Source organism: Actinomadura geliboluensis, from assembly GCF_043197915.1.
Lineage (GTDB): Bacteria > Actinomycetota > Actinomycetes > Streptosporangiales > Streptosporangiaceae > Spirillospora > Spirillospora geliboluensis.
Genome location: NZ_JBICUA010000022.1, coordinates 12994 through 36105 on the forward strand (window position 1 = coordinate 12994; position 23112 = coordinate 36105).

At 71.7% G+C, this 23112-nt stretch carries 21 protein-coding genes; 9 read left to right on the forward strand and 12 right to left on the reverse strand.

Features of this window, described 5'->3' with window-relative positions:
- Positions 1 to 63 precede the first annotated feature (63 nt).
- Positions 64 to 2661, reverse strand: coding sequence for an alanine--tRNA ligase (gene alaS / locus ACGFI1_RS43130; RefSeq protein ID WP_392793452.1), 2598 nt, complete (start codon positions 2659 to 2661; stop codon positions 64 to 66).
- Positions 2662 to 2864: 203 nt separating this feature from the next.
- Here alaS and ACGFI1_RS43135 point away from each other — a divergent pair, with 203 nt between their 5' ends.
- Positions 2865 to 3332: a hypothetical protein gene (locus tag ACGFI1_RS43135; protein WP_392793454.1), complete on the forward strand. Its 468-nt coding sequence runs from the start codon at positions 2865 to 2867 to the stop codon at positions 3330 to 3332.
- On the opposite strand, the gene ACGFI1_RS43140 is transcribed toward ACGFI1_RS43135, so the two are convergent.
- Positions 3266 to 3664 (reverse strand): winged helix-turn-helix transcriptional regulator, encoded by a 399-nt coding sequence (locus tag ACGFI1_RS43140; RefSeq protein WP_387072977.1) that lies wholly within the window; start codon positions 3662 to 3664, stop codon positions 3266 to 3268. The genes ACGFI1_RS43135 and ACGFI1_RS43140 overlap by 67 nt on opposite strands.
- A gap of 121 nt (positions 3665 to 3785) precedes the next feature.
- Here ACGFI1_RS43140 and ACGFI1_RS43145 point away from each other — a divergent pair, with 121 nt between their 5' ends.
- On the forward strand, positions 3786 to 4367 hold the full coding sequence (locus ACGFI1_RS43145; RefSeq protein ID WP_138632810.1) for a YceI family protein: 582 nt from the start codon (positions 3786 to 3788) through the stop codon (positions 4365 to 4367).
- Positions 4368 to 4376: 9 nt separating this feature from the next.
- Here the strand turns inward: ACGFI1_RS43145 and ACGFI1_RS43150 are convergent, their stop codons facing one another.
- Positions 4377 to 5063, reverse strand: coding sequence for an HAD family hydrolase (locus ACGFI1_RS43150; RefSeq protein WP_392793455.1), 687 nt, complete (start codon positions 5061 to 5063; stop codon positions 4377 to 4379).
- On the reverse strand, positions 5060 to 5674 hold the full coding sequence (locus tag ACGFI1_RS43155) for a TetR family transcriptional regulator (protein WP_392793456.1): 615 nt from the start codon (positions 5672 to 5674) through the stop codon (positions 5060 to 5062). Before ACGFI1_RS43155 ends, ACGFI1_RS43150 begins: the two co-directional genes overlap by 4 nt.
- An 84-nt stretch (positions 5675 to 5758) precedes the next feature.
- Between ACGFI1_RS43155 and ACGFI1_RS43160 the strand changes: the two genes are divergently transcribed.
- Complete coding sequence (locus ACGFI1_RS43160) at positions 5759 to 6571, forward strand: SDR family oxidoreductase (protein ID WP_392793457.1); 813 nt, start codon at positions 5759 to 5761, stop codon at positions 6569 to 6571.
- Between the two features lie 131 nt (positions 6572 to 6702).
- Here the strand turns inward: ACGFI1_RS43160 and ACGFI1_RS43165 are convergent, their stop codons facing one another.
- Together ACGFI1_RS43165 and ACGFI1_RS43170 are read right to left on the reverse strand one after the other, a co-directional pair.
- Positions 6703 to 8535 carry a glycosyl hydrolase family 18 protein gene (locus ACGFI1_RS43165; protein WP_364550219.1) on the reverse strand — a complete coding sequence of 611 codons (1833 nt, stop codon included), beginning with the start codon at positions 8533 to 8535 and terminating at the stop codon, positions 6703 to 6705.
- Positions 8536 to 8727: 192 nt separating this feature from the next.
- Positions 8728 to 9243, reverse strand: a complete 516-nt coding sequence (locus tag ACGFI1_RS43170) for a MarR family winged helix-turn-helix transcriptional regulator (protein ID WP_392793458.1) — start codon at positions 9241 to 9243, stop codon at positions 8728 to 8730.
- A gap of 62 nt (positions 9244 to 9305) precedes the next feature.
- On the opposite strand from ACGFI1_RS43170, the gene ACGFI1_RS43175 reads away from it, so the two are divergent.
- Entirely contained in the window at positions 9306 to 9722 is a 417-nt protein-coding gene (locus tag ACGFI1_RS43175; RefSeq protein WP_392793460.1) for a cupin domain-containing protein, read from the forward strand.
- A 19-nt stretch (positions 9723 to 9741) separates the two neighbouring features.
- Here the strand turns inward: ACGFI1_RS43175 and ACGFI1_RS43180 are convergent, their stop codons facing one another.
- Together ACGFI1_RS43180 and ACGFI1_RS43185 are read right to left on the reverse strand one after the other, a co-directional pair.
- A complete protein-coding gene (locus ACGFI1_RS43180) occupies positions 9742 to 10386 on the reverse strand; it encodes a LuxR C-terminal-related transcriptional regulator (protein ID WP_138632831.1) in 645 nt (214 codons plus the stop codon).
- On the reverse strand, positions 10338 to 11645 hold the full coding sequence (locus ACGFI1_RS43185) for a sensor histidine kinase (protein ID WP_392793461.1): 1308 nt from the start codon (positions 11643 to 11645) through the stop codon (positions 10338 to 10340). Before ACGFI1_RS43185 ends, ACGFI1_RS43180 begins: the two co-directional genes overlap by 49 nt.
- A gap of 265 nt (positions 11646 to 11910) precedes the next feature.
- Here ACGFI1_RS43185 and ACGFI1_RS43190 point away from each other — a divergent pair, with 265 nt between their 5' ends.
- Positions 11911 to 14412, forward strand: coding sequence for a Tex family protein (locus ACGFI1_RS43190; protein ID WP_392793462.1), 2502 nt, complete (start codon positions 11911 to 11913; stop codon positions 14410 to 14412).
- A gap of 86 nt (positions 14413 to 14498) precedes the next feature.
- On the opposite strand, the gene ACGFI1_RS43195 is transcribed toward ACGFI1_RS43190, so the two are convergent.
- Positions 14499 to 15710, reverse strand: coding sequence for a hypothetical protein (locus ACGFI1_RS43195; protein WP_392793463.1), 1212 nt, complete (start codon positions 15708 to 15710; stop codon positions 14499 to 14501).
- A 228-nt stretch (positions 15711 to 15938) separates the two neighbouring features.
- Here ACGFI1_RS43195 and tig point away from each other — a divergent pair, with 228 nt between their 5' ends.
- The 4 genes from tig to clpX all read left to right on the forward strand — a co-directional run bounded on the left by tig (position 15939) and on the right by clpX (position 20495).
- Positions 15939 to 17414 carry a trigger factor gene (gene tig, locus ACGFI1_RS43200; RefSeq protein WP_392793465.1) on the forward strand — a complete coding sequence of 492 codons (1476 nt, stop codon included), beginning with the start codon at positions 15939 to 15941 and terminating at the stop codon, positions 17412 to 17414.
- 288 nt (positions 17415 to 17702) lie between these two features.
- A complete protein-coding gene (locus tag ACGFI1_RS43205; protein ID WP_138640823.1) occupies positions 17703 to 18335 on the forward strand; it encodes a ClpP family protease in 633 nt (210 codons plus the stop codon).
- Positions 18336 to 18363: 28 nt separating this feature from the next.
- Positions 18364 to 19047 (forward strand): ATP-dependent Clp protease proteolytic subunit, encoded by a 684-nt coding sequence (locus ACGFI1_RS43210; RefSeq protein ID WP_138640820.1) that lies wholly within the window; start codon positions 18364 to 18366, stop codon positions 19045 to 19047.
- Between the two features lie 173 nt (positions 19048 to 19220).
- Positions 19221 to 20495, forward strand: coding sequence for an ATP-dependent Clp protease ATP-binding subunit ClpX (clpX, locus tag ACGFI1_RS43215; protein ID WP_138640819.1), 1275 nt, complete (start codon positions 19221 to 19223; stop codon positions 20493 to 20495).
- Positions 20496 to 20696: 201 nt separating this feature from the next.
- Here clpX and ACGFI1_RS43220 read toward each other — a convergent pair whose 3' ends face one another.
- The 3 genes from ACGFI1_RS43220 to ACGFI1_RS43230 form a co-directional block, all read right to left on the reverse strand.
- The gene (locus ACGFI1_RS43220; protein ID WP_301178154.1) at positions 20697 to 21353 is read right to left on the reverse strand and encodes a response regulator transcription factor; all 657 of its coding nucleotides are present in this window, start codon (positions 21351 to 21353) and stop codon (positions 20697 to 20699) included.
- Positions 21354 to 22154 carry a sensor histidine kinase gene (locus ACGFI1_RS43225; protein WP_138640817.1) on the reverse strand — a complete coding sequence of 267 codons (801 nt, stop codon included), beginning with the start codon at positions 22152 to 22154 and terminating at the stop codon, positions 21354 to 21356.
- 174 nt (positions 22155 to 22328) lie between these two features.
- Positions 22329 to 22994, reverse strand: coding sequence for a hypothetical protein (locus ACGFI1_RS43230; protein WP_392793466.1), 666 nt, complete (start codon positions 22992 to 22994; stop codon positions 22329 to 22331).
- Between the last annotated feature and the right edge of the window lie 118 nt (positions 22995 to 23112).

Consider the following 23112-nt stretch of genomic DNA (forward strand, 5'->3'; position numbering starts at 1 on the left):
CACATCACCGCTGATCGCGATGACGGGGAGAAGTCTAGTCCTGATCAGACCCTGGTCGCTCGCCTAGCCGAGGAGGGCACGGGCTTCGGTCGCGGCCGTGGCGATCGCGTGCGGGAGCTTCTCGGGGTGGCGGCCGCCCGCGTTCGCGATCCTGCCCTTGCCGCCGGCGCCGCCGCCCAGCTCTTGGGCGGCGCGGGTCAGGAGGTCGCGTGCCGTGATGTCGAGGTCTGTGCCCACTGCGGCGACCAGTGCGGTTTTGTCGTTGGCGGTGGTGCCAAGGATCACTACGCCGCGCGGGGTGAGGACGTCGGTCGCGATGGTGCGGAGGTCGCTGGGGGTTAGGCCGGGGATCGCTTGGGCCAGGAGCCAACCGTTGGGGTGAGGTTCCTTCTGGGGGGAGAGGTGCTGGGCCTGGACGCGCAGGTTCGTTCTGTGGAGTTCCTCTAGTTCGCGTTGGGTCGCCGTGAGGGTTTCCAGGCGCTGGCGGAGGCGGTCTGGTGCTTCGTTGGGGTGGACGTTCAGGAGTGCCGCCAGTTCGTTGAGCAGGTGCGTCTGCTGGTCGTAGTGGCGGAGGGCGTCGGGGCCGGTGAGCGCTTCGATGCGGCGCAGGCCCGTGCCTATGGACGACTCGCCGACGATGTGGACGGGGCCCGCCTGCGAGCCGTGGCCGACGTGGGTGCCGCCGCACAGTTCGCGGGACGCGTCACCGATGTCGACCACGCGGACGTCGTCGTTGTACTTCTCGCCGAACATCGCCAGCGCTCCTGCCTTTTCCGCCGAGGAGCGGCTGGTTTCCCAGACGCGCACTTCGGGGTCGTCCAGGAGGTAGTCGTTGACGAGGGTCTGGACGGCGACGGTGTCGACGGGGGAGAAGTGCGCGAAGTCGAAGCGCAGGCGGCCTGGTTCGACGCGGGAGCCGCGCTGGGTCGCGTGGTCGCCGAGGAGGCGGCGCAGCATCGCGTGCAGGACGTGGGTCGCGCTGTGGGAGCGCGCGGTGGCCGCGCGCCGGTCGCCGTCGATGGACGCCTCCGCCTCGTCGCCGGGGCGCAGCTCGCCGTCCAGGACGCGGACGGTGTGGACGTGGAGGCCGTCCAGCCCGAGTTGGGTGTCGAGGACGTGCAGGGTCGCGCCGGTGGTGCGGATCGTTCCGGTGTCGCCGACCTGGCCGCCCGACTCCGCGTAGAACGGGCTGCGGGTCAGGATCACGTCGATCTCGTCGCCCTCGTGCGCGCTCGGGAGTTCCCCGCTGGGGCCGAGGAGCGCGGTGATGCGTGTTTCCGCTGTTTCGGTGTGGTGGCCGACGAAGTCCGTGAGGCCGTGGCGCGCGGTGATGCGGCGGTAGTGGTCCTGGCGTGCGACCGCGTCGCCCTTGCGGTCCTGGTTGACCCGGTGCCCCTTGCGGCGCTGCCGGTCGAGGAGTTCGGCGAACTCGTCCTCGTCGACGGTGAGGCCTGCGGAGCGCGCCGCGTCGATGGTCAGGTCGATCGGGAAGCCGTAGGTGTCGTGCAGTTCGAACGCCGTGCGGCCGGAGATCGTGGACGTCGCGCGGCTGATCGCCGTGTCGAGGAGGCGGGTGCCCTGGCGGAGCGTGCGGCCGAACGCCTCTTCCTCGGAGGTGACCACCTGGCGGATGAGGTCCGACTGCGGCGCCAGTTCCGGGTAGGTGCCGACGACGCTGGACGTCAGGTCCGGGAGCGCGGGGTCGATGCCGAGGCGGCGCGCGTGCCGGATCGCGCGGCGCATCAGGCGGCGCAGGACGTAGCCGCGGCCGTCGCGGGCGGGCAGGACGCCGTCCGCGATGAGGAACGCGATCGAGCGGGAGTGCTCGGTGACGACGCGGAAGGACGTCGAGTCGTCGCTTCCGTCGCGGCCGGGGTAGGCGAGCCCCGCCCTTTCCTGGACGAGGTGGAGGGTCGGCGAAAGGAGGTCGGTTTCGCAGACGGTGTCGACGCCCTGCAATATCGCGGCGAGGCGGTCGAGGCCGAGGCCGGTGTCGATGTTCCGCGCCGGGAGTTCGCCCAGGATCGGGTAATCGTCCTTACCCGATCCTTCGCCGCGGAGGTTCTGCATGAAGACCAGGTTCCAGAGTTCCTGGTAGCGCTCGCCGTCCACGGCCGGGCCGCCTTCGCGGCCGAAGGACGGGCCCCGGTCGTAGTGGAGTTCGGACGACGGTCCACACGGGCCCGGTATGCCCATCGACCAGTAGTTGTCCTCCATGCCCAGCCGCTGGATTCGGTCGGACGGGACGCCGATGCGCCGCCACAGGCGGTGCGCTTCGTCGTCGTCGCGGTAGACGGTGACCCAGAGGCGTTCCGGGTCGAGGTTGTAGTGGCGTGTGAACAGTTCCCACGCCCAGGTGATCGCCTCTTCTTTGAAGTAATCGCCGAAGGAGAAGTTGCCGAGCATTTCGAAGAACGTCGCGTGCCGGGTGGTGCGGCCCACGTTCTCGATGTCGGACGTGCGCGCGCACCGCTGCGCCGATACCGCGCGGGGATGCTCGGGCGTGGTCTCGCCGAGGAAGTACGGCTTGAACTGGTTCATGCCCGCGTTCGTCAGCAGCAGCGTCGGATCGGACGGGACGAGCGGGCTCGACGGCACGACGCGGTGGTCGCGTTCCTGGAAGAAGCCGAGAAAGGTCGAGCGGATGTCAGAAGAGCGCATGGGACGGCCTCACGAGGTCGATGGGATGACGGCGCACACCGCCGAGCCGGGCCGGGCACGACTGCTCGTTCCCCAGCTCGGCGCGGCTAGCTCGCCGTCCCACCTCGTGAATGACCATCGCCGCCCACCGTACCTCCGCGGTCTGAGGAGCGGCACATGGTTTTTCGGGTGCGCTGAGCGGCGGACGATCCTACGGTGGCGATGTGTACGCCTATGTGGGGCCGCCGGAGTTGCGGGCGCTGGTCCGTTCCGGAACGGCGGGTGAGCCCGTCAGGTCGGCTTCCGACGTGGAAGCCCAGGACGAGCCGTTCACCTTTGTCGTCACTCTCGACGGGGTTCTGCGCATTGCGCCGCGCCGCAGTGAGCACGTGGTGTGCGCCGGCGGACGCGACGTCCTGGCAGCGGGTGAGATCGCCTTCGATGGCGCGGTGGTCACCGAGGTCAGCAACCAGTCGACCGGGTATTGCCCGGGGGAGGAATCCTGGCCCGCCGTCGCCGCCGCGCTGGACCGCGCGGGGTTTCAGCGGCCCGAGGGATTCACGGCCTTGTTCGTTTTCCGGCATTGCGCCGAATGCGGGGAGCTCAACGTCGTGAAAGACGAGCACTACGTCTGCGTGTTCTGCGACGCGGATCTCACGAGGGACGCCTCCGCGGCGGCGCGTGCGTCGTAGTCGGCGCGTGCGCTGTCGATCTGGTCGATGTGGGTCGCCGCCCACATGACGAGGGTCTCGGCCGCGTCCATCAGGGTGGCGCCGAGCGAGGTGAGGGAGTACTCCACACGGGGCGGCACGACGGGGTACACGGTCCGCGTGACGATGCCGTCGCGTTCGAGGCCGCGCAGCGTGACGGTGAGCATCCGCTGGCTGATGCCCTCGATCTCGCGCTTGAGCTCGGTGAACCGCTTGGTCCCCTCGCCGAGCAGCGCGATCACCTGCAGCGACCACTTGTCGCCGACCCGGTCGAGGATCTCGCGGGCCCGGCACTGGTCCGGGTGGTGCTCCATGGTTCCCTCCAGGTTACCGGGGCAGAAAAAAGTGCCTTCTTGTGCCGACCGCGGGGGTCTCCGCACTATGGGAGCGGTTACCGATCGGAACCGCCTTACCATTCATAACCTAGGAGACACCATGACCGCCGAGCTTGTCGAGGTCCCCGGCTACGTCGCCGGCACCTGGGCCATCGACCCCCTCCACTCCGGCGTCGGCTTCACGATCAGGCACCTGATGGTCAGCAAGGTCCGCGGCCGGTTCGGCACGTTCGAGGGGACGATCGTGACCGGCGACGACCCGCTGGACTCGTCGGTGACCGCGACCATCGACCTCTCCTCCGTCGACACCGGCAACGCCACGCGGGACGAGCACGTCCGGTCCGCCGACTTCCTGGACGTCGCGAAGTACCCAGCGATGACCTACCGCTCCACGGGGGTGCGGCGGGACGGCGACGGCTTCGTCCTGGACGGCGAGCTGACGCTGCGCGGCCTGACCAGGCAGGTCCCGCTGCGGCTGGAGATCGAGGGGTTCGGCCCGGACCCGTTCCGGGAGGACGACCCGTTCAAGGGCGCCCGCGCCGGGTTCACCGCGACGGGCGAGATCAGCCGCCTGGAGTTCGGGGTCGGCGACACCGCCAAGGTCCCGGGCGGCGGCGGCCTCGGGCTGGGGGAGAAGGTCCAGATCATCCTGGAGATCGAGGCCGTCCTGCAGACCGGCTGACCCCCGGCGTCAGCGGCCGGCGAGCAGCCGGGGCAGCGCCTCCAGCGTCGTGATGCGCGGGACGGGCGGCTCGCCCGGCGCGGGGCCGCCGGCGCGGTCGAGCCACACGCCCGTGAGCCCGGCCGCGGCGGCGCCCTGCGCGTCCGTGACGAGCCGGTCCCCGACGTAGGCGGCGCACTCCGGGGGGACGCCGAGGCCCGCGCAGGCCGTCCGGAAGATCGCGGGGTCCGGCTTGGCGGAGCCGGCCTCGCTGGACGCCACGACGTACGGCAGGACGTCCGCCAGGCCGATCGCGCGTATCTTCTTGCGCTGCTGCTCGGCGTCCCCGTTCGTGATCACGCCGAGCCGCAGGCCGCGGGCCGCCAGGACGTCCAGGACGCGCCGCGCCTCGGGGAACGGGCGCCACGCCGCCTCGTACAGCGCCACGTACCGGGCGATCCAGGCGTCGGCGCGGGCGTCGTCCCAGTCGCCGAGACCCAGCTCCGGGGCGAGCCGGAGGATCCGGGCGCGGCGCTGGCCGGTGAAGTCCAGCTCGCCCGCCAGGTACCGGTCGACGGCCTCCTCGGTCAGTTCGTGCCAGCGCCGGACGAGCCACTCCTCGTCCACGTCCGGGAACAGGCGGGCGACCGCCTCGCCCGCCGCGCCTTCGTGGTCGAGGAGCGTCTCGTCGAGGTCGAACAGCACCGCGCTGATCATCGCGTTGTACCGCCCCCGCCGGACCCGTGCGCTGCGGCGAGGACGCGGGCCGCCTCCAGGACGGCCGCGCGGCGGCGCGCCAGGGCGGCGGCCTCGTCGTCCTCGTCCAGGATCAGCCGCCGCAGCTGCGGGACGGCGAAGTTCCACGCGATGAGGCCGAAGACGGTGAACATCAGGTCCCCGACCTCCGGCGAGCCGGCGCCCGGCTCCGCGCTGCCGCCGGCCGCGCCGGCGAAGCGGTCGGCCTTCCGCCGGAACGCCTCGCGCCGCTCGTCCTCGCCCTGGACCTCGCCCCGCGTCTCCAGTGCCTCCCAGAGCAGGAGCCTGATCAGCTCCGGATGCTCCTGGTACCAGTCGAAGAGCCGGCCCACGGACTCGGTCAGGCGGGCGGGATCGATCTCGGTCGTCTTCCCGATCTCCTCCATCGCGGCCCGCACCACGGCGCCGAAAAGCTTCTCCTTGCTGCCGAAGTAGAGGTAGATGGCCTGCTTGTTGGCCCGCGCCTCGGTGGCGATGCGCTCGATCCGGGCGCCCGCGAGCCCGCGCGCGGCGAACTCGGCGGCGGCGGCCTCGAAGATCCGCCGGCGGGTCGCCTCGGCGTCGTAGCCCATGGCCGCAATTAAACCATCCGGTTGACTTGGGCCCGGCCGCGGGATCACACTAAAACAACCAGATGGTTTATTTAGGAGGATCCCATGGCCACGACCGCCGCACCCGTACCGGCGCCCGTCCCCGTCCGCTCGCCGCTCCCGTCGAGCCTGGCCGGACGGACGGCGGTGGTCCTCGGCGGCAGCTCGGGCATCGGCCTGGCCGCCGCCGGGCTGCTCGCCTCGGTCGGCGCGCGCATCCTGCTCGTCGGCCGCGACGAGGAGCGGCTGGAGTCCGCCGTCGCCCGCGTGACCGCCGCCGGAACCGGCGCCCCCGCCGAGGTGCACGGGATGCCCGCCGATGTCACCGACGATGACGCGATGGAGGAGGTGTTCGCACGCGCCGGCGCCGTCGACCACGTCCTGATGACGGCCGGGCACCCCGCGGGAATCGGCCCGGTCACCGAACTCGGCCGGGACGCCGCGCGGGACGCCGTCGCGGCACCGGTGGGGGCGGTCCTCGACATCGTGCGCGCCGCCGTCCCCCGCATGGAGCCGGGCGGCTCGATCACGCTCAGTTCGGGCATCCTCGTGGCCCGCCCGCGTCCGGGCATGGCCGCGCCGGTCGCGGCGGCCGGCGCCGTCGAGACGCTCGCCCGCGCGCTGGCGGTCGAGCTGGCGCCGGCCCGGCTGCGGGCCAACGCGATCCGCTACGGCGCCATCGACACGCCCCTGCTGCGCAGCCGCTACGGAGCCGACGGCGCGGAGGGCGACGCGGCGATCGCCGAGGCGGGCGCCGCCATGCCGCTCGGACGGTTCGGGACGGCCGAGGAGGCCGCCTCCGCCGCCGTGTTCCTGATGGCCAACCCCTACATGAGCGGCGAGGTCCTCACGGTGGACGGCGGCCAGTCCCTCGCCTGAACTCGCCCCACAGGAAAAGGGGCGGGCCCCCGACCGGCGTCCGTCTGGTCGGGGGCCCGGATGTCTCGGCCTGCTGAGGGGCTGGGAGTACCCCTTCCTGCGAACAGCTCAGCCGAGACGGCTCATCGCGCTCAGCCGAGTCCGCCGCGCATCGCGGCGATCAGCTCGCCGTTCGCGGTGTCGCCGCTGAGCTCCCAGAAGAAGGCGCCCGCCAGGCCCTGGTCCTTGGCGAAGGACATCTTCCCCCGGATGGTGGACGGGGTGTCGTAGCTCCACCACTCGCTGCCGCACTTGGCGTAGGCCGTGCCGGCGACGGTGCCGGTGGCGGGGCACTTGCCCTTGAGGACCTTGTAGTCCTCGATGCCGGCCTCGTAGGTGCCGGGCGCGGCGCCGGTGGCGGTGCCGCCGGGCTCGGACTGGGTGACGCCCGTCCAGCCGCGGCCGTAGAAGCCGATGCCGAGCAGCAGCTTGCTCGCCGGGACGCCCTTGGCCCGGAGCTTGGCGATGGTGTCGGTGGAGTTGAACCCGGCGTGCGGGATGCCCGGGTAGGACGTGAGCGGCGAGTGCGGCGCCGTCGGTCCCTTGGCGTCCCAGGCGCCGAAGTAGTCGTAGGTCATCGGGTTGTACCAGTCGACGTACTGGGCGGCGCCCGCGTAGTCGGTCACGTCCATCTTGCCGCCGTCACTGGCGTCGGCGGTGATCGCGGCCGTCACGAGGTTGCCGGAGCCGAACTTGGCCCGCACCGCGCTCATCAGCTTCTTGAACGCGTCCGGCCCGCTGGTGTCGCAGGTCAGCCCGCAGGCGTTCGGGTACTCCCAGTCGATGTCGATGCCGTCGAACACGTCGGCCCAGCGCGGGTCCTCGACCAGGTTGTAGCAGGACTCGGCGAACGCGGCCGGGTTCTGCGCGGCCTGGGTGAAGCCGCCGGACCACGTCCAGCCGCCGAACGACCAGAGGATCTTCAGGTTCGGGTGCAGCTTCTTCAGCTTGCGGAGCTGGTTGAAGCTGCCGCGCAGCGGCTGGTCCCAGGTGTCGGCGACGCCGTCGACGCTCTGGTCGGCGGTGTAGGCCTTCTCGTAGTCGGCGTAGGAGTCGCCGATCGCGCACCGGCCGCCGGTGACGTTGCCGAACGCGTAGTTGATGTGGGTCAGCTTGTCGGCGGAGCCGCTCGTCTGGATGTTCTTGACGTGGTAGTTCCGCTGGTAGACGCCCCACTCGGCGAAGTAGCCGATGACCTTGTCGCCGGCGCCGGGGTTGCCGCCGCCGCCGTCGTCGGTGGTGACCGACACGGAGGCCGAGGCGGGGGAGGTGTTCCCGGCGGCGTCCGTGGCCTTGACGCTGAAGGTGTAGGCGGTCTTGGCGGACAGCCCGCCGACGGTGGTGCTCGTGCCGGTCGTCGAGGCGGCCTTGGTGTTGCCGTTGTAGACGTCGTAGCCCTTCACGCCGACGTTGTCGGTCGAGGCGGTCCAGGACAGCGTCACGCTGGTGGCGGTCTTGCCGGTGACCGTGAGGCCGGACGGGGCGGTCGGGGCCTCGGTGTCGTCGCCGGGGTTGCCCGAGCCGTCGCAGGACGCGCCGTTGACCGTGCAGTTGGTGAACCACCCGGAGCCGCTGCCGCCGAACCCGAAGCTGGCGGTGGCGCCGGCCGCGATCGTGCCGTTCCAGCCCGCGTTGGTGAAGGTGTAGTGGTTCCCGGAGACGGTCTTGGTCGCGTTCCACACGTTGCCGATGGACGTCCCGGACGGCAGGTCCGCTTCGAGCTTCCAGCCGGTGACGGCGGCGCCGCTCCCGTTGGTGATGGTGCAGGTCCCGTCGAAGCCGGTGCCCCAGTCGGAACCCTTCTTGCAGGTGGCGGTGACGGTCCCCGCCGACGACGCCGGTGGCGCCGTGAGCAGGGCGGTGGCCACCGCCAGTGTCGCTGCGCCGGCGAGCGCGATGGCCCGCCGTCCGCCCGGTCTTGACATGATTCTCCGTTCGGTCCGGCCCCCGAATCAAACAGGAATCCCCGCTCAACTCTTAGGAAAGTTTCCTAAGAATTGGGAGGATGGTAACCGGGCGGAACGGCGCGTTCAAGGGCCTGCGGCAACCCCGCGGGCCCCGCCGCGAGTGGTCTAAGCGACTGCCTGGACCCGTACGGTCACCGACCGCGAAAAAGTTCAGCCGGATCCGAACCAGCCCGGCATGTCGAGCCGCCACAGGTCGGCGGGGGTCATGCGGCGCAGGTCGTGCTCCAGGGCCCGGACGCGGTCCGCGCCGAGCGCCCGGACCCAGTCGGCCCGGATCCGCTCGAAGGCCAGCGCGGAGCGGTCGAGCGAGTCGATCCCGCGCGCGGTCAGCCGGACGATCTTGCGCCGGGCGTCCCGCGGGTCGGTGCCGCGCTCGACGTACCCGGCGCGTTCCAGCGACGTGACCATCTTGCCCGCGGCCTGCTTGGACACCCCGAGCCGGTGGCCGAGCTCCACGGCCGTCGTGCCGTCCGGGCCGATGGCCTGGAAGACGAAGCCGTGCATCGGGCGCAGTTCGGGATGCCCCTCGCGCGCCAGTTCGGCGTGCACCTCGTCGACGATCACGCGGAAGGCGAGGAAGAGCCGCAGCGGAAGCTCGAAGCCGGGCGCGTCCGGGGGCCCGCCGCCGGATGCCACACCGTCAGGTGCCGTGCCGTCGCTTGACATGAAAGACAACCTCGTTGACTATATGGACAACCATGTTGTCCAAATCTAGGGGATCAGGACCCGTGACGCTCATCCGCAACGCCGACGGCCGCCGCACCGAGACGCCGAACGGCACCATGACCACGTTCGCGACGCCCACCCAGGGCGGCACCGAGGGCATCGCCGTCTGGCGCGTCGACATGCTCCCCGGCAGGACCGGCCCGCTGCACGCCTTCGACACCGAACAGGTGTGGACGTTCCTGGACGGCGCCGCGACCATCGACCTCGACGGCCGCACGATGGAGGCCGGGCCGGGCGACACCATCGTCCTCGCGGCCGACGTGCCCCGGCAGATGACGACCGGCGACACCGGCTTCACCGCGGTCGTCGCCGCCCACGCCGGCTGCCTCGCCTACGACCCCGACGAGCTGGTGGACGACACCAAGTGCGCGATCGCCCCGCAGGGCGCCGAGCGGATCGTCCCGCCGTGGGCCCGGTAGCCCGCGCCGAGGGGGAGGCTCAGGCGCCCAGGTAGGCGAGGACGGCCAGCACCCGGCGGTTGTCGTCCTCGGACGGCGGCAGCCCGAGCTTGCCGAAGATGCTGTTGGTGTGCTTGCTGATCGCCTTCTCGGTGACGAACAGCTTCGCCGCGATGGCGGCGTTCGAGCGCCCCTCCGCCATCAGCCCGAGCACCTCGCGCTCGCGCGGAGTCAGCCGCTGCAGCGGCTCCTCGCGGGCGTGCCGGGTGAGCAGCTGCGCCACCACGTCCGGGTCGAGGGCGGTGCCGCCGTCCGCGACCCGGCGCACCGCCTCCACGAACACCTTGACGTCGGACACGCGGTCCTTCAGCAGGTAGCCGATGCCGCCGCTGCTGTCGGACAGCAGCTCCCGCGCGTACAGCTGCTCCACGTGCTGCGACAGCACCAGCACCGGCAGGCCGGGGATCTCCTTGCGGGCCTCCAGCGCCGCCCGCAGCCCCTCGTCGGTGAACGTCGGCGGGAGCCGCACGTCCACCACCGCGACGTCCGGGCGGTGCGCGGTCAGCGCCCGCAGCAGCGACGGCCCGTTGTCCACCGCCTCGACGACCTCGAAGCCGAACGCGCCGAGCAGGCGGATCAGCCCGTCCCGGAGGAGGGCGAGATCTTCGGCGATGACAACGCGCACGGCAGCTCCATGGTGACGACGGTCGGCCCGCCGGGCGGGCTCGTCACCGCCATCGTCCCATCGAACGCCGCGAGCCTGCGCTCGATACCGCGCATCCCGCTGCCGGCGGCGGGGTCGGCGCCGCCCGTCCCGTCGTCCCCGACGATCATCAGCAGCCGGCCGCCGGAGTGCTCGACCTGGATCCAGGCCCGCCGCGCGGCGGAGTGCTTGACGACGTTGGCGAGCATCTCCGCGACCGCGAAGTACGCCGCCGACTCGACCGGCGCATCGGCGCGGCCCGGCAGGTCGACGTGGACGTCCACGGGCAGCGGCAGGGTCAGCGCCAGCGCCCGCACCGCCCCGTCCAGCCCGCGCTCGGCCAGCACCGGCGGGTGGATGCCGCGCACCAGGTCGCGCAGCTCCGTCAGCGCCGTCCCGCTCGCCTCCCGCGCCTCCGCGAGCAGCTGCTGCGCGGTCTCCGGGTCGTGCTTCATCATCTCCTCGGCCAGGCCGATGTTCATGCTCAGCGCGACCAGCCGGGCCTGCGCGCCGTCGTGCAGGTCCCGCTCGATGCGGCGCAGCTCGGCGGCCGAGGCGTCCACCGTCTCCGCCCGCGTCTCGGTCAGCCGCCGCACGCGCTCCGCCAGCGCGCTCCGCGTCGGCGCCAGCAGCGACCGGCTGAACTGCGCGTGCGCCTTCAAGATCGCCCCGCCCGCCGGAACCGACAGCACCAGCAGAAGGGCGCCGCCGACGGCCGTCCCCACGTACCCGACCACGCCGAAGTCGTCGAGCATCCAGAACGGGCCCCAGCCGTAGTTCGTCAGCAGCGCGACCCACCACGCCACGAACAAGCCCTCAAGCCCGTACACCGTCATGCCCCCGGCCAGCACCCCGAGCACGAGCGCGACCGGCACGTTCAGCAGCGACCACAGCAGGTCCCGCCACGTCGCCGGATCGCCGAGCACCCACTTCAAGCGCCCGATCGGACCGGACGCCCCGGCCGGCTCCGGCCGGTACGGCTCCGGGATCGACACGCCCTGCCAGTCCGCGGCCAGGGTCCGCTGCAGGTTCGCCACCGCCCGGATCGCCAGCAGCACCGCCGGCGCCAGCACGATCCCCACCCCCAGCGGGATGAAGGCGATCGCCAGCACGGCGAGGATGAACAGCGGGAGGTTCACCGTGTAGGCCAGGACGATCTGGACCACCGAGCGGAGGACGTTGAGGAACGTCCCCCGGGCGATCTCCCTCATCCGGTCGATGAGGCGCTTCCTGCCGTCCACCCGTCCTCCAAGGGATCCGAGGTCCTGGGGCAGCCCGCCGCGCCGGGCTCCCGGTCCCACCATTGTGTCGCCGGACGCCCCGCCGCCCAGTGGGCCTAAGCCCCCGAACCGGGGCGGATCATGGGGGAGTTAGCCCTACCCTCTGGCGGAGTGAGCGGGACGGCCGGTCGCCGACCGGTCCGTCATTCGAGCGGTGACAAGACAACCGGCCCCGTTCCCTGGACAATGCACAGGCGACACCCAGGGGAGAAAGCGAATCCAAGCTGTGACAGCGACCATCAGCCAGACGTCCACCGGCCAGACCACGCCGACCATCACCCAGCGCATCGCCGAGGAGATCGGCGTCCGCGAGGGGCAGGTGCGGGTCGCGGTGGACTTGCTCGACGGCGGGGCGACCGTCCCGTTCATCGCCCGGTACCGCAAGGAGGCCACCGGAACGCTCGACGACGCGCAGCTCCGCGCCGTGGAGGAGCGGCTGCGCTACCTGCGCGAGCTGGACGAGCGGCGCGCCGCCATCCTGGAGTCGGTCGAGTCGCAGGGCAAGCTCACCGACGAGCTCCGCGCCCAGATCATGGCCGCCGAGTCCAAGGCGCGGCTGGAGGACATCTACCTCCCGTACAAGCCCAAGCGGCGCACCAAGGCGCAGATCGCCCGCGAGGCCGGCCTCGAACCGCTCGCCGAGACGCTGCTGGGCGACCCGTCCCGCGACCCGCACGCCGAGGCCGCCGGCTACGTCGACGCCGAGAAGGGCGTCGCGGACGCGGCCGCCGCGCTGGAGGGCGCCCGCGCGATCCTCGTCGAGCGCTTCGCCGAGGACGCCGACCTCATCGGCGCGCTCCGCGAGCGCATGTGGAACCAGGGCCGGATGGTCTCCCGGGTCCGCGAGGGCAAGGAGGAGAGCGGCGCCAAGTTCTCCGACTACTTCGAGTTCGCCGAGCCGTTCGCCAAGCTGCCCTCGCACCGCGTCCTCGCGCTGTTCCGCGGCGAGAAGGAAGAGGTCCTCGACCTCGACCTGGAGCCCGAGGAGGCCGACGACTCCGCGCCGCGCAGCTCCTACGAGGCGGAGATCGCGCGCCGGTTCCAGATCTCCGACCAGGGCCGCCCCGGCGACCCGTGGCTGGCCGACGCCGTCCGCTGGGCCTGGCGCACCCGGATCCTCGTCCACCTCGGCATCGACCTGCGCACCCGGCTGCGGCAGGAGGCCGAGGACGAGGCGGTCCGCGTGTTCGCCGCCAACCTGCGCGACCTGCTGCTCGCCGCGCCCGCCGGCACCCGCGCCACCATGGGCCTGGACCCGGGCCTGCGCACCGGCGTCAAGGTCGCCGTCGTGGACGCCACCGGCAAGGTCGTCGCGACCGACACGATCTACCCGCACGAGCCGCGCCGCAAGTGGGACGAGTCGATCGAGACGCTCGCGCGGCTCGCCCGCGAGCACAAGGTCGACCTCGTCTCGATCGGCAACGGCACCGCGTCGCGGGAGACCGACAAGCTCGCCGCCGAGCTGATCGCCCGGCACCCCGACCTCGGGCTCACCAAGATCATGGTGTCGGAGGCGGGCGCGTCGGTGTACTCGGCGTCGGAGTACGCGGGCCGCGAGCTGCCCGGCATGGACGTCTCGCTGCGCGGCGCGGTGTCCATCGCCCGCCGGCTGCAGGACCCGCTCGCCGAGCTGGTCAAGATCGACCCCAAGTCGATCGGCGTCGGCCAGTACCAGCACGACGTCTCCGAGGTGAAGCTGTCCCGCTCCCTGGACGCCGTCGTCGAGGACTGCGTGAACGCCGTCGGGGTGGACGTCAACACCGCGTCCGCGCCGCTGCTCACCCGCGTGTCCGGCATCGGCGAGGGCCTCGCGGAGAACATCGTCGCGCACCGCGACGCCAACGGGCCGTTCCGCAGCCGCGCCGGGCTGAAGGAGGTGCCCCGCCTCGGGCCGAAGGCGTTCGAGCAGTGCGCGGGCTTCCTGCGCATCCCCGGCGGCGACGACCCGCTGGACGCCTCCAGCGTGCACCCGGAGGCGTACCCCGTCGTCCGCCGGATCCTGGACGCGGCCGGCGATGACATCAAGGGCCTCATCGGCAACACCGCCGCGCTGCGCGCGCTCAAGCCCGGCGACTTCGTCGACGACACGTTCGGGCTGCCGACCGTCACCGACATCCTCGCCGAGCTGGAGAAGCCCGGCCGCGACCCCCGCCCGGCGTTCAAGACCGCCGTGTTCAAGGAGGGCGTCGACAAGCTCTCCGACCTCGAACCCGGGATGCTGCTGGAGGGCGTCGTCACCAACGTCGCCGCGTTCGGCGCGTTCGTCGACGTCGGCGTCCACCAGGACGGGCTCGTGCACATCTCCGCGATGTCCGACAAGTTCGTCGAGGACCCGCGCGACGTCGCCAAGCCCGGCGACATCGTCCGCGTGAAAGTCCTGGACGTCGACCTGCAGCGCAAGCGCATCTCGCTCACCCTCCGCCTGGACGACGAGCCCGGTGGCGGCAAGTCCGGTGGTGGCAAGCAGGGCGGCGGTAAGCAGGGCGGCGGCGCCAAGCAGGGCGGCGGGCGCCAGGGCGGCCCGCGGCAGGGCCGGGAGCAGCAGCGCGACGGCGGCGGGCGGCAGAACCGCGGCGGCCAGAACCAGCGCGGCGGCGGGCGCGGCGGGCAGGGCCGCGGCGGTCAGAACCAGCGCGGCGGCCAGGGAGGCGGCGGCGCCATGGCCGACGCCCTCCGCCGGGCCGGCCTCGACAAGGGCCTCCCGGGCGGCGACTCCAAGCGCCGCTGAGACGAACCGGTCCCCGGCCTCTCAGCGGAGGCCGGGGACCGTCGCGTCCGGAACAGGCCGCCCACCGGCGCGGGCGGGCCGGGGGCTCACTCGTTGAAGCCGCGCCAGCGCCCGTCTGACCCGGTCTCGGTCGGGCTCTGCGGACGGATCGGCCGGCGCGGCGGCGCTCCCTCCCGCGAGGGTCCTTCCTGCGGGGCCTGCGCCTCCGGCCGCTCGTATCCCTCCGGCGGGTTGTACGGGCCCTGGCCGAGCGGGTCCTGCGCGTAGGGGGAGCGCGGCGGCGGCACCGGAGCCCCGTACACCTCGCCGAGCCGCGGCCCGCCCAGCACCGGCCCGCCCAGCACCGGGCCGCCGACCGCCGCCCCGCCGAACGGGTCGCGCGCGGCGGCCGCGTCCTCCCGGGCCGCGGCCCCGCCGGACGCCCCGTCCGGCTCCTCCTCGACCGGCCGGTGCCGGGGGAACTGCAGGACGGCGACCGCGCCCAGCGCCAGCGCGCCGAGCCGCATCGCCGAGCGGGCGGCGTCCTGCGGCCACGGCTCCCCGTACATGAACGAGCCCATCGCCAGCAGGTAGGACTTGGCGGCGACCGTCATGACCGTCGCCACGATCGAGACCCGGCAGCGCTGGAACGCCGTCACCATGATCCCGAACCCGATGCCGGCCGCCACCACCGTCAGGTACGGCCACGGCGTCGCGAGGATGCCGGCTCCGGCGGCGTGCGGGTCGTCGCTCCACCCCTTGATCGCCAGCTCGGCGGTGCCGACCGGGAAGCCGGCGCTGAGCCCGTAGGCGATGCCGGTGACCGGGCGGGCGTGCCGGCCGTCCGGCCGGTAGTCGCCGAGGACCAGGATGAGCACGGGCACCGCCACCGCCGGGGCCACCACGACCGCGATCTTCCACAGCGGGGCGTCCGCCGAGCCGATCGGCTCGTCCCCGCTCAGGGACGCGGTCAGCAGCAGGATCGCCGCGCCGGTCAGCAGCAGGCTCAGCCACTCGCGCGCGGTGAGCCGCTCGCCGAAGAACACGAGCGCGATCAGCAGCAGCGGGACGATGCCGGACATGAAGATCGGCACGGCGGTGGACAGCGGCAGGTTCCGGAGGGCGATGATCTGCAGGGTGAGCCCGCCGAGCACGACCGAGAGCGCGATCAGGAAGATCCAGTTGCTCACGATCGTCCAGATCATGTGCGGGATGCGGTTGCCCCGCAGCGCGGGCATCCGGTCCGCCGCCAGCTTGAACACGGCGAACCCGAGGTAGTAGAGACCGGTCGCACTGAAGGCCGCGGCTATCCCGTTCATCCCGGACGAGTATGGAGGTTCGGGGCACGTATGTCACTGCCTGTGCGGCATCGTTGACAGGTGTTCGCCGGTGTTGCGGGCCTCCGATGTCCGCAGCCGGCGCCGTGACCCCATACACTTGAGCGCGCGAAGGCGCGGAGCCGGCTTTCGGCGTGGCCGCGCCCCTCGAGTTGAGCACGCGTCGAACGCCGCGGCCGAGACAGCGCCCGATCAAGGAGACCAACCCCAGTGAAGACCGATGTCGAGGAGCTGACCCCCACCCGGGTCAAGCTCACCGTCGAGGTTCCGTTCGACGAGCTCAAGCCGAACCTCGACAAGGCGTACAAGGAGATCTCGCAGCAGGTGCGGATCAAGGGCTTCCGGCCCGGCAAGGTCCCCGCCCCGCTGATCGACAAGTACGTCGGCCGGGGTGCGGTCCTGCAGGAGGCCGTCAACGACGCCCTTCCGGAGCTGTACGGCCGCGCCGTCGAGGAGACCGAGATCTTCGTGCTCGGCCAGCCCGACGTCGAGGTGACCGAGCTGGACGACGGCACCCAGTTCGCGTTCACCGCCGAGGTCGACATCCGGCCGAAGTTCGAGGTGCCCGACTACGACGGCCTCGAGGTCGTGGTGGACGACGCCGAGGTCACCGACGAGCAGGTCGAGGAGACCCTCGGCAACCTGCGCGAGCGGTTCGCCTCCCTCACCAATGCCGAGCGCGCCGCCGAGGAGGGCGACTTCGCCTCCATCGACCTGGTCGCCCGCATCGACGGCGAGGAGATCGAGGACGCCTCCACCACCGGCTACTCCTACGAGGTCGGCAGCAACTCGGCCATCGAGGGGCTGGACGAGGCGCTGACCGGCCTGGCCGCCGGCGAGGACGCGACGTTCACCGGCACCCTGGTCGGCGGCGAGCACGCCGGCGAGGAGGCCGAGATCACCGTCACCGTGCAGAGCGTCAAGGTGAAGAACCTGCCCGACCTGGACGACGAGTTCGCCCAGCTCGCCAGCGAGTTCGACACCATCGAGGAGCTGCGCGAGGACGTCCGGACCCGGCTCGGCCGGCAGGTGAAGCTGCAGCAGCTGTCCGAGGCGCGCGACAAGGCCCTCGAGGCGCTGCTGGAGAAGGTCGACATCCCGCTTCCCGAGAAGGTCGTGGAAGAGGAGATCGGCCGCCGCAACCAGCAGCTGGAGCAGCAACTCCAGATGGCCGGCATGACCAAGGAGGACTACCTCAAGGACGAGGAGAAGTCCGCCGAGGAGTTCGACGCCGAGGTCGCCGACGCCGCCCGCCTCGCGGTCAAGGGCGGGTTCGTCCTCGACCAGCTCGCCGTCCAGGAGGAGCTGGGCGTCGAGAACGAGGAGCTGAGCGAGTACGTCGTCACGCAGGCGATGCAGATGGGCGTGCAGCCGCAGCAGCTCGCCGAGTACCTGACGCAGAACAACCAGCTTCCGGCGATCGTCTCCGAGGTGCTGCGCAGCAAGGCGCTGAACCTCGTCGTCGAGCACGTCACCGTCAAGGACGAGTCGGGCAACGAGATCGACGTCGAGGCCGTGCAGCGCGAGCTGAACGGCGAGACGGGCGAGACCGTCCAGGCCGAGGAGGAGGGCGAGGACGCCGCCGCCGCGGAGGAGGCGCCCGCGGAGACCGCTGAGGCCGCCGCTGAGGAGGCCCCGGCCGCCGAGGCGCAGGACGAGAAGGACGCCAAGGACAAGGACGCCTGAGGCTTCTGACGGCTTCGCCCCGCTCCGGGGCGGCCGCACGCCTCCGGGACGTCCCCGGCGCACCGCGGACACGCCCCGCACCCGACCACCGGGTGCGGGGCGTGTCCCGTTCCGGCCGGGGACGGGGCGCCGCGTTGGCGAAGATCGTCCGGAACGCGCGGGACATCCGGCCGCACGCGGGTACGCCCCTGGCGAAAAGGCGGCCCCCCGGGCTTAAGCGGGCCCGGGAGCGCGTTAATGTCCAAGCATCCGAACCGATTAAAAGGACCGGAGGAACACCCGGTGAGCATGCCTCCGACTTTCGACGAGTCGTCGCGGATCCAGGCACGGGTCGCCGAGGCGCCCCTGCTGCCTCTGGGCGACCAGCTGTTCCAGCGGCTGCTGCGCGAGCGCATCGTCTTCCTCGGCCAGCAGGTCGACGACGACATCGCCAACCGCATCTGCGCCGAGCTCCTGCTGCTGTCGGCCGAGGACGGCCGCCGCGACATCACGCTCTACATCAACTCGCCAGGTGGCTCCGTCACCGCCGGCATGGCGATCTACGACATCATGCAGTACGTCCCGAACGACATCGTCACGGTGGGCATGGGCCTCGCCGCGTCGATGGGGCAGTTCCTGCTGTGCGCCGGAACCCGCGGCAAGCGCTACGCCCTGCCGCACGCGCGGATCATGATGCACCAGCCGTCCGGCGGCATCGGCGGCACGGCCTCCGACATCAAGATCCAGGCCGAGCAGATGCTCTACGTGAAGAAGACGCTCGCCGAGAAGATCGCCGTGCACACGGGCCAGGCGCTCGACCAGATCGAGCGCGACTCCGACCGGGACCGCTGGTTCACCGCCGACGAGGCGAAGGACTACGGGTTCGTCGACCACGTGGTGCTCAGTGCCACCCAGGTGCCCTCCGAGGGCACCGTCTCCTGACGACCTGACCACTGATCGGAGGCCCACCATGAGCGACCTGTACCGTCCCGGTTTCGCCGATATCGTCCGGCCGGGCGCCGGCCCGATGCCGGTCGACAACCGCTACATCATTCCGTCGTTCGTCGAGCGCACCACGTACGGGGTCAAGGAGATGAACCCGTACAACAAGCTGTTCGAGGAGCGCATCATCTTCCTCGGCGTGCAGATCGACGACGCCTCCGCGAACGACGTGATGGCCCAGCTGATCACGCTGGAGTCCATCGACCCGGACCGCGACATCAGCATCTACATCAACTCGCCGGGCGGGTCCTTCACCGCCATGACGGCGATCTACGACACGATGCAGTTCGTCAAGCCGGACATCCAGACGGTCTGCATCGGGCAGGCCGCGTCGGCCGCCGCGGTGCTGCTCGCCGCCGGCACGCCCGGCAAGCGGGCCGCGCTGCCCAACTCGCGGATACTGATCCACCAGCCCGCGACCGAGGGCACCTACGGGCAGTCGAGCGACATAGAGATCCAGGCGCGCGAGATCATGCGGATCCGCGAGCTGCTGGAGAGCATCCTGGCCGAGCACAGCGGCCGGAGCATCGACGAAGTGCGCCACGACATCGAGCGCGACAAGATCCTGACGGCGGACGAGGCCAAGGACTACGGCCTCATCGACGACGTCTTCGCCAGCAGGAAGCGGAAAGCCGAGGTAGTGTCGTCCTGAGACGGCACAAGGACGGGAGAGTCCCCGAGCCCGGGCGCCACACTTCCGGGCGAGGGGCTTTCCAAGTCCGTCGGAGGCGGTAACGTCGAGTCCAACGTCGAGAGCCTTCGGGACGCAACCGAGCTGCGCCGCATCCTCCAAGGCGGGCGGCCCCACGAAAAGGAGACAGTTGGGTGGCACGCATCGGCGACGGTGGTGACCTGCTCAAGTGCTCGTTCTGCGGGAAGAGCCAGAAGCAGGTCAAGAAGCTCATCGCGGGTCCGGGCGTGTACATCTGCGACGAGTGCATCGATCTCTGCAACGAGATCATCGAGGAGGAGCTCTCCGAGACCTCCGACCTCAAGTGGGACAACCTGCCCAAGCCGCGGGAGATCTACGAGTTCCTCGACTCCTACGTGATCGGGCAGGAGACGGCGAAGAAGGCGCTCTCCGTCGCCGTCTACAACCACTACAAGCGAATCCAGTCGGGTGACAGCGGCAGAGACGACCCGGTCGAGATCGGCAAGTCGAACATCCTGCTGCTCGGCCCCACCGGATCCGGCAAGACGCTACTCGCGCAGACGCTCGCCAAACTCCTCAACGTCCCGTTCGCGATCGCGGACGCAACGGCGCTGACGGAGGCCGGATACGTCGGGGAGGACGTCGAGAACATCCTCCTCAAACTGATCCAGGCGGCCGACTACGACGTGAAGAAGGCCGAGACCGGGATCATCTACATCGACGAGGTCGACAAGGTCGCGCGCAAGAGCGAGAACCCGTCGATCACCCGGGACGTCTCGGGTGAGGGCGTCCAGCAGGCGCTGCTGAAGATCCTGGAGGGCACCACCGCGAGCGTCCCGCCGCAGGGCGGCCGCAAGCACCCGCACCAGGAGTTCATCCAGATCGACACCACGAACGTGCTGTTCATCTGCGGTGGCGCCTTCGCCGGGCTGGAGAAGATCGTCGAGTCCCGGGTCGGCAAGCAGGGCATGGGGTTCGGCGCGCAGATCCGCTCCAAGTCCGACTTCGAGGAGTCGTCGGCCGTGCTCGGCGACGTGATGCCGGAGGACCTGCTGAAGTTCGGGATGATCCCCGAGTTCATCGGCCGGCTCCCGGTGATCACCTCCGTGCACAACCTGGACCGCGAGGCCCTGATCAACATCCTCACCGAGCCGAAGAACGCGCTGGTGCGCCAGTACCACCGCCTCTTCGAACTCGACGGGGTCGACCTGGAGTTCACCGACGACGCCCTGGAGGCGATCGCCGACCAGGCCATCCTCCGCGGCACCGGCGCCCGCGGCCTGCGCGCCATCATGGAGGAGGTCCTCCTCTCCGTGATGTACGAGGTCCCGAGCCGGCAGGACGTCGCCCGCGTCGTGATCACCCGGGAGGCCGTGCTGGAGCACGTCAACCCGACCCTCGTCCCGCGCGACCGCCCCAAGCGCGAACCGCGCGAGAAGAGCGCGTAGGGCGAGCGAGAGACACCCAGGGACGCCCCCGGTCACACCGACCGGGGGCGTTCCGCCTTTCCGGGGGCGACGGCCCGGACCCGGACGCACGGATACCTGAGGCACGAACACCGGAGGCACGGGCACCGGAGGCACGGACGCTCGGGCGGCCGTGCCTTGGAATGCGGCGGTGCGCGGACGACTCGTCCCGGCGCGCGGGGTTCAGCGGGGGGCGGACTCGCCGAGCCCGGCCTCGCGGGCGAGGACGATGGCCTGGGCGCGGTCGGCGACGTGCAGCTTCATGAAGATGTTCGAGACGTGGTTGCGGACGGTCTTCTGGCTGAGGAAGAGCGTCGCGGCGATCTCGGCGTTGCTGCGGGCCTGCGCGATCAGTTCGAGGACCTCCCGCTCCCGCTCGGTCAGCTGCGGGAACGCGGCCTGCCGCGGGTCGGGCATGTCGGTGAAGTAGGTGAGCACGCGGCGCGCGATCTCCGGGCCGTAGATGGCCTCGCCCGCCGCGACCGCCCGGACGGCGCGCGCGATCTCCTCGGCGCCCGACTCCTTCAGCAGGTAGCCGCGGGCGCCGGCGCGCATCGCCGCGAACACCGAGTCGTCGTCGCGGAACATGGTGAGCACCAGGACGCCGATGCGCGGGCTCGTGCGGGTGATGGTGCGGGTGGCCTCGATGCCGTTGCCGCCGGGCATGTGCAGGTCCATCACGACGACGTCGGGCTGCAGTTCGGCCGCCATCCGCACGGCCTCCGGCCCGTTCTCGGCCTCGCCGACGACCTCGACGCCCAGCGCCTGCAGGAGGCCCTTCAGGCCCTGCCGGAACACCGGGTGGTCGTCGGTGATGAGGACCCGGATGGTCTCCGACATCTACGCCCGCTTTCTCCCGACCGAGGGACGTTGATGATACCCGGCGGCGGTCTCCGCGGCGCCGAGCGGCAGCCGGACCGCGACGAGGGTGCCGCCGCCGCTGCGGGAGGTGATCTCGCAGCTGCCGCCGACCTCGGCGGCCCACTCCCGCATCGCGGCGAGGCCCCGCGCGGGCCGCGGCCGGCCGCCGCCGCGCGCGGCGTCGGTCAGCCCGGGCCCGCTGTCGGCCACCACCAGGTGCAGGTCGGTGTCGCGCTTCAGCCGGACGGACGCGCAGCTCGCCGGCGCGTGCAGCCGGACGTTCGTCAGCGCCTCCTGCGCGATCCGGTACGCGGCCACCTCCACCGCGGCGGGCAGCCCGGCGGGCTCGCCGTCGAACCGGACGTCGACCCGCTCGCAGCAGCCGTCCGCGAACGACTCGATGGCGGCGACGAGGCCGAGGTCGTCCAGCGCGGGCGGCCGCAGCCCGTGCGCGAGGTCGCGGATCTCGCCGACGGCGCTGGCCAGCCGGTCCCGGACGTCGGCGAGCAGCGGGTCGGCCCGCTCCGGCTCGCAGGCGAGCGTGATGCGGGCGGCGTCCAGCGACATGGCGAGGCTGGCGAGGGTCGGCCCGAGCCCGTCGTGCAGGTCGTGCCGCAGCCGCCGCCGCTCCTCCTCCCGGCTGGCGAGGATCCGCTCCCGGGAGCGCTGCAGGTCCGCGGTGAGCCGGCGGAGGTGAGGGATGGTCGCGGCACGTGCCGCCACGGCCCCCGCTGTGAACGCGCCGGCCAGCACGGCGGCGCGTGCCAGTACCGCTCGCATCCCGTCCCTCTCTCTCCGCCCGGTGTCGCGGACCTCAGGGCACCACCTTTTCGGGCGGGGCGACCCGGTGTCAGGTGACCTGTGTCCCGACCTCGGCGGGAAAACGCTCTCAGCCGGACGGACGGGGAGGCGGCCCGCTCCTCCGCGCCCGCGCTCAGTCATCCGGATCCGTGCTCAGTCCTCCACGTCCGCGCGGATGCGGCGCATGACGCTCGGAAGGTCGATGCTCTCGGACGGCTCGCCGATCTGCATGACGATGCCCATGGTGGTCCGGGTGGACCAGGACGCCATGTAGCCGGTGGTGTTCCGCGTCCCCGCGGAGGTGATGATCGAGACCTGGATGGTGGTGGACAGGCCGACGCCGTCACCGCCCGCGTCCGACAGCTTCACCGTGCTGGGCGAGTAGACCGTGTTGTCGATGCCGGTGAAAGCGCTGCTGACGGCGCTGTTGAAGTCCTGCTCGGGGTACTTCAGCCGGTGGTCGCCGGTGCCCCCGACGAACAGGTACTTCTCCTTGCCGAGGCCGTACACCGCGCTGACGGTCCGGTGGACCTTGTAGTCGCTCGCGTCGCTGAGGATCCGGCTCAGCCGGTTCACGGCGTCGTCGGCCTTGGCCTCGGTGGCGGTGTCGCGGCTCATGCCGCCGGCCGACGACGGCGCGGTCAGCGTGTGGGACGTCTGCTGCAGGTAGATGCCGTACCCGCCCGCGCACAGTAGGAGGAACACGACGAAGCCCCCGATCAGGCAGCCGAGGGCCTTGCCGCCGCCCCCGCGGCGCCGCGGCGGCCCGTAGGGCGCCCCCGGGAAGGGCCCGCCGGGCGGCACCGGCCCACCGGGCATGGGCGTACCGGGCATGGGCGGGCCCGGGGGAACGCCGCCGCCGGGCGGAACCGGGGCGCCGGGAGGCGGGGGGACGGGCTGACCTTGAGGGGCGCCGCCGGGCGGGGGAGGGGGGTTC